This is a genomic window from Streptomyces sp. YIM S03343 (assembly GCF_054729195.1).
The window spans coordinates 251509-267904 of the sequence record NZ_JBPUKX010000003.1 but is presented as its reverse complement, the minus strand read 5'-3'; the positions used below and the strand labels follow the sequence as shown (position 1 = coordinate 267904).

Below are 16396 nucleotides of genomic sequence, written 5' to 3'. Positions count from 1 at the left end.
CCATACTCCACGCCTCATGCACCTCGTCAGATGTCACGCACCTTCTCTCGGAAAGAGGCGGCAATGACCTCGAGTGCTATGGCTACGGCTACGGCAATACGGAACGGACGCAGGGGGACTGGGACACACAGCGCGCGTTCCGGCGCGGCAGCAGCGGGAACACCGGTCGCCCCGGCTCTTCCCGTCCACGCGGGAAGGCCGGTCGCCCCGGCTCTTCCGGTCGACAAGGCGCTCGTGCACCGCGCGCATCTTCACGACGTACTGCCTACGCATCTGGCACAGCACAGCGACACGAGCTTCACCGTCTCGGCCCGCTGGCCGCGCGAGCACGCCCTGTACCTCACGCCGGACGGCCGGTACACCGCCTCGCTCGTCCTGGAAACCATCCGCCAGACCACACTCCTCGTCTCGCACGCGGGGCTCGGCGTGCCGCTGGGGCACCACTTCGTGATGTACGAGCTGTCCCACCGCTTCGAGCCCGGCCGACTGCCGGCCGGACCCGCCGGCGCCCCCGCGCTGACGCTGGAGGTGGAGGTCACCGAGGTGCGGCGGCGCGCGAGCGTGCCGGCGAGCGCACGGATGGAGATGGTCCTCAGGTCGGCGGACGGCACGGTCGGCAGCGGATCCATCCGGTTCAGCATCACGTCACCCGCCGCGTACGCACGCATACGCGGCGAGCTGGCCACCACCGCCGCCCTGGAACCGCTCACCGCACTCACCGCCCCCGTCGACCCGCCGACCGTGCACCGCGGCCGGGCCTGCGACGTGGTGCTCACCCCCGACGACGCCGCGGGCAGGTGGCTGCTGCGCGCCGACCCGTCCAACCAGCTCTTCTTCGACCGGCCCAACGACCATCTGCCGGCCATGGTCCTCGTCGAGGCCGCCCAGCAGGCCGCCCACCTGGCCGCGGCGACCGGGCGTTTCAGCCCCCAGGCGTCGCACATGACGTTCAGCCGCTATGTGGAACTCGGCGCGCCGTGCCGCATCGAGGCCGCTCCCGGCATCGCCGAGGACGGCACGGCCCGCATCGACGTGACGGGCCACCAGAACGGACAGCTCGCCTTCACCATCGGCTTCGAGCAGGCTGTCACCCGCTAGGCCCCGCACCGCGGACCAGGGCTTTCCCTCCGCAGGTCGCCACGGGTACCGCCGCCCGGGAGGACGCCCGGCTCGGCCGCTCCTCCCCCCGCTCGGGCCGCCCGCCGACGGCCGGCGTGAACGCTCCCCGGCCCAGGCTCCCGGTGCCCCACCACCGCGCCGTGCCGTGCGTCCACCCGGTCGGCCGTCCAGTCCGCACAACACTCGTCGGGGTGTTCGTCGGGGTGTTCGTCGGGGCGTTCCTCCGCAGGTCAGGGCCCGCGGGACAGGCCGCCCATCCGGAGCACCGTCCGGAGCCTGCCGTCCTTCCCCGACAGCAACCGTCCAGCCGCAGCCGGTGCACCGCTCTCCGCGATGGCCCCGCCGTCGCTTCCCGCGGGTTCCCGGCGTGCGCGTTCCGTGCCACGGCACGGCATGGAACGCGCACGCGGGTGTCCCGCTCTCTATGACAGAACGGACAGAACGCCGAACAGAACCCGGAAAGGAGGAGGACGTCCGGCTGGCCTCGCCGTCCACGCGAGGAGACACGTGCCCAGGTCGACGAGCGCACCGCAGCGCCGCTCCCCTCGGTCCGTGTCCGACCTGCCCCGGTCTGGCGTCCGTCACCGTCATGCGCCGTGCCTCTCCCGCACGCCGGCCCGCCCCGGGCACAACGTCTCCGTCACCGCATCCGCCTGCCCCGAGGGCAAGGCCGCCACTCCCGTCACTCCCGACGCTCCCGACACTTCCGCCACGGTCAGCGCACCGTCCAGCCGCCGTCGACCGGCAAGGTGGCACCGATCACGAACGAGGCCCGGTCGCTGCACAGCCAGGCAGCCGCCTCGGCCACCTCCCCGGGTTCCGCGATGCGCGGCAGGGGAGCCGCGTTCAGCAGCAGTTCCCGGGCACCCGGCTCCTGCTCGAGCCAGGCGTCGATCATCTCGCTGTGCGTGGACCCGGGCGCGATCGCGTTGATGCGGATGCCCCGCGCCGCGTACTCGGCGGCCGCCGCCTTGGTCAGTCCCAGCACGGCGTGCTTGGAGGCGATGTAGGGAGCGGCGACCGGTGTGGCGACCAGTCCGGCGGTGCTGCTGGTGTTCACGATCGCTCCGCCTCGCAGGAGCATCACGGGGATCTGATGGCGCATGCAGTTCCACACCCCCCGCACATTCGTGTCCATGATCGTGTCGTACAGCTCGTCCGTCATGACATGCAGCGGGATCTGGGCCGCTCCGACACCGGCGTTGTTGAAGGCGACGTCCAGCCCGCCGAAGCGGCTCAGCGTCCGGTCCACGGCGGCGGCAACCTCGTCGCTGCGCGCGACATCGGCAGTGACGTGGTCGACGTCGTAGCCCTTGCCCCGTAGCTCCTCGGCCAGGGCCGCCAGCCGGTCCTCGCGCCGGGACACCAGCATCACGGCCGCTCCTTCGCGGCAGAACACCCGGGCGGCGGCTGCTCCGATGCCGCTGCTGGCCCCCGTGACAAAGGCACGTTTGCCTGCGAGGAGGCCCCGTTGCGTCATGATCTCAAGCTATCGGAGTAGGGCCTTCCGCTATCGCTCGGGCAATCACTTGGCCTGATCCCTCTGCTCCCGGTCCGCCCCGGGTACGAAACCTGCTCTTCCGGGGCCCTGCCGCCCGTCGATCCGACTTGACTCACGCGGCCGAAAAGCAGCCCTCCGCGCGCCTCGCGCGCCTGAACCGTCCGCACCCGCACGCGGCTGAAGCCGAAAGGGACGAGCACATGGCAGGACAACGCATTCTGATCACGGGGGGCACCGGATTCATAGGTGCCAGAGTGGCCGCCCTCCTCGCCTCCGCCTCCGCCCCTCCGCACCGCGGAGCACCGCGGGTACGCCTGCTGGTCCACCGCAAGCGGCCGCGGCTGCCCGGCACCGGCCCGGTGGAGGTGCACCGGGGCAGCCTGTGCGACCCCGCCTCCCTGCACGGCCTGTGCGACGGCGTCGACACCGTGCTGCACCTGGCCTCGCAGATCGGCGGCAGCCCCGAACGGTGCCGGGCGGTGAACGACACGGGCACCCGGGCACTGCTCGCCGAGGCGGAACGTTCCGGCGTCACCCGGATCATCAGACTGGGCACCACGGCCGTCTACCGGGACGGCCGTCATCTGGACGCCGCGGAGGGCGAGTTGGCCGTCGGCCCGGCCTCGCCGACCAGCGTCACCCGGCTCGCCGGCGAGGAGCAGGTGCTGGCCGCGCACGGCCTGGTGCTGCGCCCCCACCTGGTCTACGGCGCCGGCGACATGTGGGTGGTGCCGTCGATGGTGCGGTTCATGAGCGTCCTGCCCCACTGGGTGGACGGCGGCCGAGCGCTGATGTCGGTCATCGGCGCCGACGACCTGGCCCGGGTGACAGCCCGCCTCGCACTGTCGTCGCGGCTGCCGCACGGCGAGGTTCTGCATGTGGGACGGCCCGAGCCGGTCAGCGGGCGGGAGCTGTTCACGGCTGCGGCGCGCGCAATGGGTATGCGGCTGCCCCGCGGCGAGGTCTCGCACGCACAGGCGGCCGTCTGGCCCGCCGCGCGAGACGACCCGGACTGGCGGCGCCGACTGTCGCTGCTGACGGTCGACCACTGGTACGACACCTCCCGGCTGTGGGGACTGCTGGGGCAGACGCCCGGCAGGACCTTCGCCGAGGACTTCGCCCCGAGCAGGACCTGGTACCGCTCCTACCTCACCGGCCGGCAGTGCGCCGCCGCACCGGTCTCCGCCGCGGCCCGGTAGGCCGGGACGGCGGCCCCACCGGTAGCCCGGTCCCGTCCGGGCCCACGTGGGCCTGCCCGGTGCGCCCGGTGCACCCGGGCAGGCCCACGAGCGGGGACGGATCCCGGCGGTGGGCCGGAGCGGGGGCGGCATCAGACCTCCTCCGTTCGACGGCCACCGTCGCCCGCCCGCACCACAGGCAGCGCACCGCCCGCCTCCGCCGCTCGGCGACCACCGTCGCCCCGCGGCCCCCGCAGCCGCCCGGAGCAGGGGCCGGGGCCCGGGACCACACCGACGCTGTACGGATTGCGTGCCGTGCCGCCCAGCAGATGGGCACCGGCGGACTGGAGGACCTCCTCCTGCGCCATGACGTGCTGGCACATGGCGTTCAGGTCGCGCAGCCTGCGGTCGAGCACGGACGGCCGGTGGACGGCGGCCGTGGCCACGAGGTCGAACAGACCGGCCACCACCGAGCGCGCGGTGCGGAAGGCGTTGACACGGGCGAGCACGGTGGCCACCCGCTCGTCGGGAGTCGGCTCGCGCCCCGCCTCGAGGGTGTCCCACTGCTCGCGCAGGCTGCCGTAGACCGCGTAACGCGCGGCGGCCAGGTCCATCTCGGCCCGGGCGATGGTGGTCTGCGCCCGGTAGTCCTCGGTCCACGGCGTCCCGGTGGCGCGGTCGATCCGCGCCGCGGCCAGCCGCCGTACGTCGTCCAGGGCGGCGCGGGCCACGCCCAGCGGCACGCCCGGCATGTTGCGCAGCACCGCGTCGGGGCCGGCGGCGGCGCCGGTGACGCGGGGGGAGGCGAAGCTGAAGGTGCGTTCCTCGGGGACGTACAGGTTCTGTGCCCGGTAGCCGTGGCTGCCCGAGCCGGCCAGCCCCGTGGCGTACCAGGTGTCCTGGAGCTCGAAGTCCTCCTGGGGTGCGATGACGATCCGCCAGTTGCCCGGTGTGCCGGGCGGACCAGGCTCGGGTTCGCCGTCGCGGGTGACCAGGACACCGCCGACGACCCAGGTGCAGTGGGTGATGCCGCTGCCGAAGTGCCACTGCCCGGTGACCCGGTAGCCGCCGGGCACACGCTCGGCCCGTCCCATGGGCATGATCGCCCCGGCGGTGACGGCGTCGGGGTCTGCCAGCAGCCGGCGGGCGACGTCCTCGCCCAGGAAACCGGCGTAGATCCCGGTGTCCATGCCGATCATGGCGCACCAGGCCGCGGAGGCGTCCCCGGCGGCGAGGGCCTCGATGACCTCCGTCTGCTGCACGGCGTCCAGTTCCGGACCGCCGTAGGCCCGGGGCACTGCCATCCGGAAGACCCCGGTGCCGCGCAGCAGTTCCACCACGTCGGCCGGGAGCTGCCGGTTCTCCTCGATCTCCGCGGCGCGTTCGCGCAGCAGCGGAACCACGGCCCGCGCCCGGTTCAGGATCTGACCGGCGGTCAGGACGCCGTGCGCCGCCGCGGCACGGTCCCGGCGGAGCGCGGCGCGGTCCCGTCGGTGACCGGCTCGGTCCTGGCGGTCTACAGCTAGGTCCCTACGGCCTACGGCGCGGTCCTGGACGTCCCCCGAGAGCCACCGTTGGCGGTGGGGCGCGCTCACGCGTAGCGCCCGGCGGCGATGACCCGATGCGGGTCGAGGAGATCCTTCAGGCGCCGGGCGAGGGCCCGCTCCCCCGTGCCGGGATCGAGCCTGCCGACCCACTCGGTGTGCTCCACGTCGAGGCGGTAGGGAATGAACCCCTCACCGGTGAAGAGGGCGTAGAGCCGGTCCAGGGCCCGGTGGGCGTTCGCGGTGGCCTGCTCGTCCTCGCGGTCGAACCTCATCGTCACGACGCAGTCGACGACATCCGCGTCGAGCGCGTTGAGCGTGGCCCCGCAGCGGACCCCGGTCTCGGCGCGGACCTGGTCGAGCAGTTCGCCGACCCGGGCGATCGCCTGCCCGGTGAAGGGCACGAGCGGGAGGAAGAACAGGAAGCCGCCCTTCGCGTCCAACCGTGCCGCCGGATGGCCCGTCTTGGCCTGGAACAGCGCGTCCGTGGTGTCCGGGTCACCGGCGTAGGCGCGCTCCACCCGTACGGCGATGTCGTGGTTCTCGGCGTCCGGGTCCGCCGCGTCGCTGTCGGACACCTCGGTGAACAGGCCCGAGCGCGTGGCCTCGGCGGTGACGACGCCGGTCAGCGCGTCCACCGCCTGGCGGGTGCCGTCGACGCACAGATGGACCAGGTACTGGCCGGCCGGGCTGCCGTAGGGGCGGGCGGCCGCCTCGTTGTACACCTTCACCACACCGCGGACCAGGCCCTGGGCGACCCAGCGGCGCAGCTCGGCGGTGGCCGCCTCCAGCCGTTCGGGGGCGAAGTTGAGGCGGACGACGCGCAGTTCCTCCGGGCGCGGCAGCAGCCTGACCGTGGCGGCCGTCACCACCGCGAGGTCGGACTGCACGAACAGCTGCACCAGCGAGGGGCCGAGTCCGTGGGGGTAGACCGGGGTGGGACGGCGGCCGGGTTCGGGCCACCAGCCCACCCGCACCAACTCACCGCTGGGCAGCACCACTTCTAGCCCCAGCAGGTCGTGAACCCGCTGATGGCGCAGTCCCACACCGCGGTCCAGGGCGTTGCCCACGACGCTGGTGTGGGCGGAGGAGGCGGTCACGTTCAGCATCCGCTCGGTGCCCTCGAGGAGCCCGGCGAGCCGGGCCTGGGTGACGCCCGGCTCGATCACGGCCCAGCCCCGGGCGACGTCGATGTCCCGGACGCGGTCCAGGCCGGACAGGTCCAGGACGACCGCCCCGTCGCGGGCGGGTTCACGTGAGCCGAGCCCCCAGTTGGCCCCGGTGCTGTAGGTGTGCAGGGGGGCGGCGACCCCGCTGTCGGCGAACAACTCGACGATGCCGCGCACCTCGTCGGCGGTGCGGGGCCGGACGACGGCGAACACCGAACGCGAGCGGTACCGGCCGGTGTTCGGTCCGAGAGTGGTGACCGGGACGTGGGTCGTCTTCTCGTCGGGCAGCGTCACCCGGTCGGCGCCCACCGTCTGCCCGACGCGTGCCAGTACCTTCCGGAGGCCGACATCGGCAGCGGGCCGGTGCGGAGCGCCGGTTGCGGGGAGCATGGTCATGTGACGGACCTCGGCGTTCCTTGGGCCCTGTGCGCAGGGCAGACGGGTGGACGACACCGTCACGATAGAAAACCAGGGTGCCGGTACGTTGCCTGAACGCGCACGGGCCGTGCCGGAATCGCGCACGGACCGGGCAGCGGGGCCGCCGCATGGGACGACCGTGCAGGTCGGGACCGGGTCGCGGAATTCCGCGACCCGGTGGCGCACGACGCTCTTTAAATCACTGGGGGAAATTACTAAACCCACCAAACCCGGCCCTGGCGTGCGCGAGTTGGGGGCCACTCGTTCGGGTGATCGAGGGGTCGGCAGGGCCGGAAGGTGAGGTACGGTCGCCGAACAGACGCAACCGCAAACAAAGGCGGCCCCCGCAGGACTGCAACCCCAGCGAGGGCCTGACCATTCAGGAAGTCGAGACCTTCCCCATGGCTGACCCGCAGTCTAACGCGGCCCTGCCCGCGTTCCTGGCGCCCGCGCCGCCCTCGTTGCCCGCGCCGCCCGTCCTCCCGGAGCTCCCGCCGGGCGCGCCCCGCGCCGGAGTTCTCCACGTACGGCACCGCCACACCGAGCGCTACACGGTCGTCGGCAACCACCTGGCCCAGCACGCCTCCCTCTCCGCCACGGCGATCGGCATCGGCGTGCACATCCAGTCGCTGCCGGACGGCACCTCCGTCACCGTCAAGGCGCTCACCCTGCGCTTCCCGGAGGGAGAAACGACGATCGGCAACGCACTGAACGAACTGGAGACGGCCGGCTACCTCGTCCGCCGCCGCCTACCGCTCGGGAAAGGCCGCATCGCCACACGCACCTTCTTCTTCGACCATCCAGGAGCGGCGGTCGTACGACTCTCCGAGCCGGGCAGTGGCGGGGACGCCGCCGCCCCGATTCCGGTTCCGATTCCGCTTCCTGGTCCGGTCGCGGTTCCTGCCCCTGCGGCTGTAGCTGTGGCCGTAGATGTAGCCGTGTCCGTGGATGCGGTCCTGGACGAGCCTGCGGTGTCTTCCTCCCCGGAGCCCGTGCCCGCACCGGCTCCAGTGACTGTCACGAAGTCGGCAAGGGCCGCACAACCGACCCCGGCGCCCGCTTCCCGGCCGACCAGGCAAGCCGCGCCGCCCGAATCAGGCACGCTGCCCGCCGGACCGGCCGCCGATCTGCTCGCGCGGATGCGTCTCGCCGATTCCCGGCTGCTGCTGTCCGAACGGGACGTACGGCGACTCGTGCCCGCCGTCGAGACCTGGCTGGCCCGTTCAGTGACGCCGGACCAGATCACCCGCACCCTGACCGCGGGCCTTCCGCCCCAGGCCGTTCCCATCCACCACCCCGCCCGCCTCCTCGAATACCGCCTGACCACCCTCCTGCCCCCACCACTGCCGACGGCACCCACCGGAACAACGGCCACGACGCCATCACGATCGAAACCGCTGCCGATCGTCAGTTGCGACGACTGCGAACGCGGCATCCGCACCGATGATCCGGTCCCCTTGTGCGGCGATTGCAGGGAACGCCGGGCACGCAAGACGGAAGCGACTCATCCGGCGGCCTGAGCCGACACCGTCGGCAACGCTGCCGATGAGTCGCCCCCAGGTGCATGAACGCGCCGCAACGCACTGACGAAGCTTGTTGGTTTGCCATCGAAGGCCGACCGAAGCGTTGTGGCCCGATGAGTACACATACTCATGACGCCCACCTGGCTGCGGGGAAGGATCGGGGGGTGACGACGCTAAGGAAGACAAGAGCCCCGCTCGGGATGCTGCCGTTGGCGGCGGTGGTCCTGCTGGCGGCGGGGTGCGGAACGCAGCGGGCAGGGGATCCAGCCGACACGTACCGGCGTTCACATCCAACGCCGACCGGCATATCGACGCCGAGTACGCTGGCGGACTTCCCCTGCCCCGGCGAGAGCCCCAAGCCGACGGCGTCCGCAGCCGCCACTACCCCCAGCTCTACCGTGCCGCCGACCGACCACTACGCCGAAAACCACGGCTTCAGAGTTCCCATCCCGCTCCACGGCCAGAACCGTTGCAAAGGACTCACGGCGGTTGGACGCATCAAGAACGCACTCGAACCCCTCCGCCGGCGCGGCGACTTCGCCCCGGACAACGTCCGCAACGCGCTCACCGGCCTCGGCTACTCCGCCGGGAAGGTGCAGGCGTACCAGGACGGGTCCGGGGTCGGCTTCCTCATCGACATCGGCGTCTCTCCCTGGTGTGTGGAGGGCACGATGAGCAGTGACTCCACCAAGGCGGATGCCTTCGGCGGCTACCCCGACGGCACCGGCTGCGAGCCCCCGAGCGGCGGTCACTGAGAGTCTTCAGCGTTGCCTCCTCGTCCGAGTAGGCGACGGTGGCCGCGGCTGGCTGGCCGTCCATGATCTCGCGCGCCAGGTTCGGGCCGGACAGCACAGAGACCCGTTCCGCGCTTATGCCGGTCACCTCGGTGATGACCTGGCTCGCCCGCAGGCCGGAACCGATCTCGATGCCCTTTATCAGCGACACGATCACGGTGTCGGGCCCGATGTGCGGAGCCCACGCGGCGAGGTTGGTGCGCAGGCTCTGCGCGGGGATCGACAGCACCAGGAAGTCCGCGCCGTCCAGGGCGGCGGCCGGGTCGGTCGTCGCGGTCAGGGCGGCGGGCAGCTCGATGTCCGGGAAGTAGCCCGGATTGCGGTGCCGGGTGTTGATCACATCGGCGATCTCGCCGCGGCGGGCGTGCACGACAACGTCGGTACCGGCGTCGGCCAGGATCTTGGCGACGGCAGTGCCCCAGGACCCGGCCGAGAACACCGCAGCACGGGCCGAACGGAGCTGGGTCACTGCGGTGTCCCTTGCGTCGGGTGGTCGGGCCCGGTCATCGTATCGGCCATACCGGGCGCAGCCAGGGCTTCGCGCCGCGCCGCAGGGTCAGCAGGACCGCGCGGCGGCCCGACAGCTTGGGAAGCACCTGGTGCGCCTCGCGCAGCATGTTCTGCGCCTGGTCCTCGCCCAGCTCGCACCGCAGCTCGTCGGCGTGGGCGATCCACAGCCGGTAGAGCCGCTGCCACAGCACGGGCCAGGGCTGGGATGTTCGCGTCGTAACATGCTGGGACCGGCAGCTTCTGAGCTGTCCGACGCTCACCTGGTGCGGCGTGCCCCCACCAGCAGCGTCGCCGCCGTACGCTGCCCGTCACCCGTAGCGGGCCACACCTCGACGCCGATGTCGGTGAACCCGGCCTGGTCGAGGAGTTTCACCCACACCTGTTCCTCCAGCACCCAGCGGGGCATGGTGGTCGCTTCCCCGTCCGGCGTCTTCGCGCCGACCCTCCCGGCGATCACGTCCGGCTGCGCGGGCGACCCCGACAAGTAGTGCGCCAGCGTGGAGAACACCAGACGCCCGCCGGGCCGCAGCGCCGTGGCGGCGGCCGGCAGCAGTTCCCGCGGATCGGTGAAGTCGACCGCGCCGAACACCGAGTACAGGGCGTCGTAGGTGCCGTCCATCGCGTGAAGGTGGGCGACGACGTCGGAGTGGACGATCGCCAGGCGCGGCGCCAGGTGCCCGAACAGGCCGGTCGCCATCTCGGTCTGGGCGGGCGAGGAGTCCACGGCGATGACCCGGGCTGGCTGGTGACGGATCGTCACGTGGGCGGCGTGCCGGGCCGATCCCGCGCCGAGGTCCCCGACGCATGCCCCGTCCAGCTCGCCCAGGACCTCCGGGCCGGGACCGGAGTCCTGCCCCCAGGTCCAGTAGAACGAGTCCGGAACGTCGCGGTCGTTGGCGGCACGGTTGCGGCCGTAGTGGTGCCAGAGGTCCGGGGTGGTCGTTGTCACCCGCCCCATCCTCGCCCGGCCCGCCCCCTCGCGGGCCGGATCCCGGCACGCGCCCCCTCCGAACCGGCCGACGGCCCAACTCCCCGCCACCGCGCACCGGCCCGCGGGAGGCAGGGGCGCAAGTGGGTTCGTGGGTGTGCGCACATTTTGTATGCGATCCCGTGGTCGGGACCTACGCTGCCGTGGTCCGTGGGGCCTGGCTCAGGGCCCCCGGCGAGGCTATGACGATGGGGGATCGCGTGAGTGGGGACGTTCGCTTCGCCGTCTTGGGAACACTGGAGATCACGGTCGGTGACACCTGGCTGAAGCCCGGCGGACCCGTCCCCCGGCGCATTCTCACCACGCTGCTGCTGGAGCCGGGACGCATGGTCCCCGTCTCCCGGCTCGTGGAGGCGGCCTGGGGCAGCAACCCCCCGCGCACCGCCGAGCACCAGGTGCGCAAGGCGATCGCCGATCTGCGCCAGAGGATTCCCGGCGGCGGCTCCCTGCTCGTCACCGAGGGACCGGGATACCGCCTCGACGTCGCCCCGGAGAACCTGGACCTCTGTCTGTTCTCGCTGCGGCTGCATCAGGCGCGCCAGGCGCAGGAGTGCGGCCGTACGGCGGAGGCGGCGGACCGGCTGCGGGACGCTCTCGCGCTGTGGCGGGGCCCGGTGCTGTGCGGCAGCGGCGGCCAGGTGATCGCCGCCGCCTCCGCCGTGCTGGAGGAGCGCCGACTGGCGGCCGTGGAGCAGCTCGCCGAACTCCGGCTCGCCCTGGGGGAATCCGGGGAGCTCGTCGGGGACCTGCGGCAGCTCGTCGCGGAGCACCCGTTGTGGGAGACCCTGCGGGGGCATCTGATGGTCGCGCTGTATCGGTCGGGGCGGCAGGCCGAGGCCCTTGAGGAGTTCCGCACGGTCCGGGACCTCCTCGTGGAAGAGCTCGGCATCGACCCCGGCCCGCAACTCACCCGCCTGTACGAGGCGATACTGCGCGACAGCCCCGAACTGACCGCGGCACCGGCCGCCGTCCGGGAGCCGGAGGAGCCCGCGCCCCACGGTCGGCCGCCGACCTCATCACCGCAAGCGGCGGTGCGACCCTGCACGCTGCCGCACGACCTCGCCGACTTCGCGGGCCGTGACAGCGAACTGCGCAGGCTGCTGGAGCTGGCCGAGCCGTCCGGGAGCGACGCGGTGCGCATCGTGGCCGTCGACGGGATGGGCGGCAGCGGGAAGACCGCCCTGGCCGTACGTGCCGCGCACCGTCTCGCCGACCGTTACCCCGGCGGCCAGCTCTATGTCGACCTGCGCGGCTTCACCCCCGGCGAACGGCCACGCCTGCCGGGCGCGGTCATCGGCGCGCTGCTGCGCACCCTGGGCGTGCCGGGCGAGCGGATCCCCGACGACACCGACGGCCGGGTGGAGTTGTGGCGGACCGCCCTGGCCCGGCAAAGGCTGCTGCTCGTCCTGGACAACGCCCTGGACGCCGCCCAGGTCCGGCCGCTGATCCCGGCGCCCGCGGGGTGCCTGGTGCTGGTCACGAGCCGCAACCACCTGGCCGGACTGGACGGCGCTGACTGGCTCTCCCTCGGGACGATGTCGCCGTCGGACAGCCTGGAGCTGATCAGGACGGCGCTCGGCCCGGAGCGGGTGGCGGACGAGCCGGAGGCCGTACGGGAGTTGAGCGCGCTGTGCGGACGGCTGCCGCTCGCCCTGCGCGTGGCCACGGCACGGCTGCGCAGCCGGCCGCGCTGGACCGTGCGGTATCTGGTCGACCGGCTGGACGACGAGGCCCGGCGGCTGGACGAGCTGACGTCCGGGGACCACAGCGTCGAGGCGACACTGCGGCTGTCGTACCAGGCGCTGGACGACGAACAGCGCGACGCCTTCCGGCTGTTGGGCCTGCACCCCGGTGCCGAGACCGACGCGCACGCGGCGGCCGCGCTGCTCGGCACCGGGGTGCGTGAGGCCGAGGACGTGCTGGAGCACCTGCTGGACATGCATCTGGTGGAGCAGTACGAGATCGGCCGGTACGTCTTCCACGATCTGGTGCGCAGCTTCACCCGGCGGCTGCTGGGGAGCAGCCCGCAGGAGGAGCGGGCGGCCTTCGGGCGCCTGCTCGACTACTGCCTGTCGGTGACAGAAGTGGCCTGCCGCAACCTGTATCCGGGGCGGGCCCGGATCGGCGGGGGCTCCGGCGCCGCGGCGGTCTTCCAACTGCCGCGGATCACGGACGCGGTGCAGGCGGAGGCACTGTTCGACCGGGAGCATGTGATGCTGCTGGCCGCCGTCGAGCGCGCGGAGCAGGAAGGCTTCCACCGTCATGCCGTCCATCTGGCCCGGGACCTGGTCTTCCATCTCAACTCGCGCAGCTATCTGGAGGAGTACCTGCGGGCCGCCGGCGTCGCCGTCTCCGCCGCCCGCCGGCTCGGGGAGCCGCGCACGCTGTGCCTGAGCCTGACGAACCTGTCGGCCGTGCTGTGGAAGCTGGGCCGGTTCCGTGAGGGGCTCGCGGTCACCACCGAGGCCCTCGACGTCACGCGCCGCCAAGGTGACCGCGGCGGCGAGTCCATGTGCCTCGACCAACTGGGGCTGCTGCACAGCTGCCTCGGCCGTCTCGACGAGGCCCGGCGCTCCCTGGAGCAGGCCGTTGCGCTGCACGACGACCTGCCCGACAGCCGCCAGCGGTCCTACGCCTGGTGCAACCTGAGCACGGTGTACGCCTGGTTCGGACGCCACGAGGAAGCAGCGGCTGCGGCCGAGCGCGCCGTGCTGCTCTGCCAGGGCTCCGAGGCCCGGGGCGAGAAGATCATCGCCCTGACCGATCTGGCGGCGGCCCGGCTGGGGATGGAGCAGCCCGCGGCGGCCCTCGTCGCCCTGGAGCGTGCCCTGGAACTGGGCGACGAGTCCCTCATGCCGGAGAACCTCGCACTGGCCCTCGCGCTCGCCTCCGAGGCCAGTGAGCGGGTCGGGGCACCCGAGCAGGCGACGGAGTACGCGGCCGAGTCCCTGCGCATGATCCAGGCCAAGGGAACGGCGACGCGCAGCGCCACGGTGGAGAACATCCTCGGCGCCTTCCACAGTCGGCGCGGTGACTACCCGATGGCGCTGGCGCTGCACACCGGCGCGCACGGCCATGCGGTCGCCGTCGAGTACCGGATGGAGATCGCCCGCGCCCTGGACGGAATGGCGGAGGCCCTCGAAGGCATGGGCGACTTCCGGCAGTCCGGGGTTCACCGGCAGCAGGCGTACGACCTCTTCAGGGGAATGGGGGTTCCCCTGAATCCGTCGCTGACGGTGTGAGTCGCCGCGATGCCGGTCTGAGTCGCCGCGATCCGGTCGGGCCCGGTCACGAGAACGGTCATGCGAGCGGTCATGAGGTGTGGGTCGCGGGGCCCGTCCCGTTGGCCAGGGGGCGGGCCGCGGGCGCCGGGTGCACCGGCGCGGCGGCCCCGAACCCCACGGTGACCGCGAGTGCGACGGTTCCTACGACCACAGCGAGCTTGCTGGACATCTTCATTCCACCTCTGTGCTGGGGCTGTCGTCCCTGCTTGCTTCAGACGCTTGCTTCAGACGCTTGCTTCAGACGGCACAGATGCTCCTCGCGCCCGTTCCCGATCGGATCCCGGACCGGTACCGGCCGGGCCCGCCGGGGTCAGCCTCAGCGGAAGGGTACGCAGCCCGTTGACCACGATGGAGTCCAGGTACTCGGGTTCGCCGTCCAAAGCCACGTCGCCGGCCTGGGCGAAGAACTCCCTTAGTACGGCCCGGATCTCCAGCCTCGCCAGCCGCGTGCCCACGCAGTAGTGCGGGCCGGCGCCGAGAGCGAGGTGCCGGTTGGGGGCGCGGCGGATGTCGAAGACGTCGGGGTCGGTGAAGTGGGCCGGGTCGCGGTTGGCGGCCGCCAGCCAGCACACCACCAGCTCGCCCCGCCTGATCAGCCGCCCGCCGAGGCCCACGTCCCTGGTCGCCCGGCGCATGATGTGCGTGGCGCTCGAGGTCCACCGGAGGATCTCGTCGATCGCGGAGTCCACCAGCTCGTCGAAGTCCTCCCGCAGCCGCGCCAGCAGCTCCGGCCGCCGCAGCAGGGCGAGCATCCCGCCGGACATGGCGAGCCGTACGTTCTCCGTCCCGCCGACCATCAGGTTGTCGCAGTTGAGGACCACCTCGTCGAGCGGCAGGAGCGCGCCCTCGTATGTCAGGGTGGCCAGCACACTCACCAGGTCGTCGCCCGGTGCCGTGCGCCGCCGCTCCACCAGGTCGCCGAAGTAGTCGAGGATCTCCAGGTGCGCGATGCTGCGCTCCTCGGCCGTGCCCGCGCAGAACGCGTCCGTCGACCACTGCACGAGGGACGGCCGGTCCTCGTCGGGAATGCCCAGGAACGAGCAGACGACCTCGACGGGCAGCTTCGCGGCGACATCACCGACGAAGTCGATCCGCGAGGCGGCGACGGCCGAGCGGACGGCCGAGTAGGCTGCCGAGTCCAGGAAGTCCGACAGCCGCCGCAGGTTCCTGGGTGCGAACCAGCCCGCGACGGCGCCGCGCAGTGTCTGGTGCCGCGGCGCATCGGACAACGCCAGGGTGCGGTTGCTGCCGGGGTCCTCTCCGTGGGCCAGCGGGCGCAGCAGGATGCCGGAGGAGGAGCTGAACGTCTCGGCGTCCCGCAGGACTTCTTTCACCTCGTCGTAGCGGGTGAGCGACCAGAAGGCGGGGAAGACGCCGGGTTCGTGCCGCACCACGGGTTCGTTCTCCCGCATCCAGCGCCACAGTGCGAACGGGTTGCCGTGCCGGTAGGTCTCGCCGTCGACGAGCCGCCCGATGTCGCCGATGGTGTACGTGCCATACGTGCCATACGTGTCGTACGTGTCATACCTGTCGTCAATGGTGTACGTGTCATCGATGGTGTAGGTGTCGTCGATCACGATGCCTTCTTCCAGGAACTCCGGCCGTCGGCCGGGGCCGAATGCGTGCACCGGGCGAGCTCGGCGGCGATCAGCCCGGTGGGCGGATCCTCACGCAGGTAGAAATGCCCTCCCGGCGTGAGCACCGGGACGAACGGGCCGTCCGTGTGCTGCTTCCACTGCCGGAACCGGGAGCGGATCTCCGGGATGTCGTCCTCCCCGGCCACGGCCACCAGCCGTGCGTCGATCCGCTTGCCGACGTGCTCCCGGTACCGGGCGACGAGACGGAGATCGTCCTTGATGTAGTCGAGGATCAGTTCCAGCAGTTCCTCGTCCTGGCGGACCTGCGGGCTCAGGGGTTCGTAGCGTTCGAGATAGCGCAGGACGTCCGCGGAGTCCTCGTACGGGACCGGTGGCCGCAGCGCCGGTGCCGCGGCGGACGAGACGACCAGCGTGGGGACGTCGGCGCCGGTGCCGCGCAGACAGTCGGCGACCTCGAAGGCGACGTACGCGCCCATGCTGTGTCCGAACAGGATGGAGTACCGCTCGCGGCCGGCAAGGATCTCCTCGGCCACGGACTCGGCGAGTTCGCGCAGCCCGGCCGGCGGCTCGTCCAGGATGCGGTCCTCCCGCCCCGGGTACTGCACGGCATGCACCCGGGCTGTGGGCAGCAGTGACTGCCAGGGCCGGAAGAACGACGCGCAGCCGCCGGCGTGCGGGAAGCACAGCAGGGCCGGGCGTGCGTCGGCGGTGCCTCCGCCGCGCGCGCCGCCCGGCTTTCTGATGGCGGTGGCCGGTGCCACCGAAGGCCCC

At 72.2% G+C, this 16396-nt stretch carries 12 protein-coding genes and 1 pseudogene; 4 read left to right on the top strand and 9 right to left on the bottom strand.

Translation table 11 applies throughout. The features are described 5' to 3' along the window. The first annotated feature begins 30 nt into the window (after positions 1 to 30). Positions 31 to 1098 carry a ScbA/BarX family gamma-butyrolactone biosynthesis protein gene (locus tag ACSYGN_RS41350; RefSeq protein ID WP_460406148.1) on the top strand — a complete coding sequence of 356 codons (1068 nt, stop codon included), beginning with the start codon at positions 31 to 33 and terminating at the stop codon, positions 1096 to 1098. Between the two features lie 736 nt (positions 1099 to 1834). Here the strand turns inward: ACSYGN_RS41350 and ACSYGN_RS41345 are convergent. Further along, positions 1835 to 2599, bottom strand: a complete 765-nt coding sequence (locus tag ACSYGN_RS41345) for a glucose 1-dehydrogenase (RefSeq protein WP_460406146.1) — start codon at positions 2597 to 2599, stop codon at positions 1835 to 1837. Positions 2600 to 2820: 221 nt separating this feature from the next. On the opposite strand from ACSYGN_RS41345, the gene ACSYGN_RS41340 reads away from it, so the two are divergent. Then, entirely contained in the window at positions 2821 to 3819 is a 999-nt protein-coding gene (locus tag ACSYGN_RS41340; protein WP_460406144.1) for an NAD-dependent epimerase/dehydratase family protein, read from the top strand. 131 nt (positions 3820 to 3950) lie between these two features. Here the strand turns inward: ACSYGN_RS41340 and ACSYGN_RS41335 are convergent, their stop codons facing one another. Both ACSYGN_RS41335 and ACSYGN_RS41330 read right to left on the bottom strand, forming a co-directional pair. Next, positions 3951 to 5393, bottom strand: coding sequence for an acyl-CoA dehydrogenase family protein (locus ACSYGN_RS41335; protein WP_460406142.1), 1443 nt, complete (start codon positions 5391 to 5393; stop codon positions 3951 to 3953). Beyond that, positions 5390 to 6907, bottom strand: coding sequence for an FAD-binding oxidoreductase (locus ACSYGN_RS41330; protein WP_460406140.1), 1518 nt, complete (start codon positions 6905 to 6907; stop codon positions 5390 to 5392). Before ACSYGN_RS41330 ends, ACSYGN_RS41335 begins: the two co-directional genes overlap by 4 nt. Before the next feature lie 422 nt (positions 6908 to 7329). On the opposite strand from ACSYGN_RS41330, the gene ACSYGN_RS41325 reads away from it, so the two are divergent. Next, positions 7330 to 8448, top strand: coding sequence for a hypothetical protein (locus ACSYGN_RS41325; RefSeq protein WP_460406138.1), 1119 nt, complete (start codon positions 7330 to 7332; stop codon positions 8446 to 8448). Positions 8449 to 9222: 774 nt separating this feature from the next. On the opposite strand, the pseudogene ACSYGN_RS41320 reads toward ACSYGN_RS41325, so the two are convergent. The 3 genes and pseudogenes from ACSYGN_RS41320 to ACSYGN_RS41310 all read right to left on the bottom strand — a co-directional run. Then, a pseudogene (locus ACSYGN_RS41320) lies at positions 9223 to 9714 on the bottom strand (2-dehydropantoate 2-reductase N-terminal domain-containing protein); the annotation flags it as partial. A 34-nt stretch (positions 9715 to 9748) separates the two neighbouring features. After that, positions 9749 to 9946 (bottom strand): hypothetical protein, encoded by a 198-nt coding sequence (locus tag ACSYGN_RS41315; RefSeq protein WP_460406136.1) that lies wholly within the window; start codon positions 9944 to 9946, stop codon positions 9749 to 9751. A gap of 65 nt (positions 9947 to 10011) precedes the next feature. Next, positions 10012 to 10704, bottom strand: a complete 693-nt coding sequence (locus tag ACSYGN_RS41310; RefSeq protein ID WP_460406134.1) for a class I SAM-dependent methyltransferase — start codon at positions 10702 to 10704, stop codon at positions 10012 to 10014. 239 nt (positions 10705 to 10943) lie between these two features. Here ACSYGN_RS41310 and ACSYGN_RS41305 point away from each other — a divergent pair, with 239 nt between their 5' ends. Then, positions 10944 to 13985, top strand: a complete 3042-nt coding sequence (locus ACSYGN_RS41305; RefSeq protein ID WP_460406132.1) for an AfsR/SARP family transcriptional regulator — start codon at positions 10944 to 10946, stop codon at positions 13983 to 13985. A 70-nt stretch (positions 13986 to 14055) separates the two neighbouring features. Here the strand turns inward: ACSYGN_RS41305 and ACSYGN_RS41300 are convergent, their stop codons facing one another. The 3 genes from ACSYGN_RS41300 to ACSYGN_RS41290 are packed head-to-tail and all read right to left on the bottom strand — an operon-like array spanning position 14056 to position 16386. Continuing rightward, positions 14056 to 14196, bottom strand: a complete 141-nt coding sequence (locus ACSYGN_RS41300) for a hypothetical protein (RefSeq protein ID WP_460406130.1) — start codon at positions 14194 to 14196, stop codon at positions 14056 to 14058. Positions 14197 to 14251: 55 nt separating this feature from the next. Then, positions 14252 to 15604 (bottom strand): cytochrome P450, encoded by a 1353-nt coding sequence (locus ACSYGN_RS41295; RefSeq protein ID WP_460406128.1) that lies wholly within the window; start codon positions 15602 to 15604, stop codon positions 14252 to 14254. Beyond that, positions 15601 to 16386: a thioesterase II family protein gene (locus tag ACSYGN_RS41290; RefSeq protein WP_460406126.1), complete on the bottom strand. Its 786-nt coding sequence runs from the start codon at positions 16384 to 16386 to the stop codon at positions 15601 to 15603. The genes ACSYGN_RS41295 and ACSYGN_RS41290 overlap by 4 nt, the downstream gene beginning before the upstream one ends. Positions 16387 to 16396 lie beyond the last annotated feature (10 nt).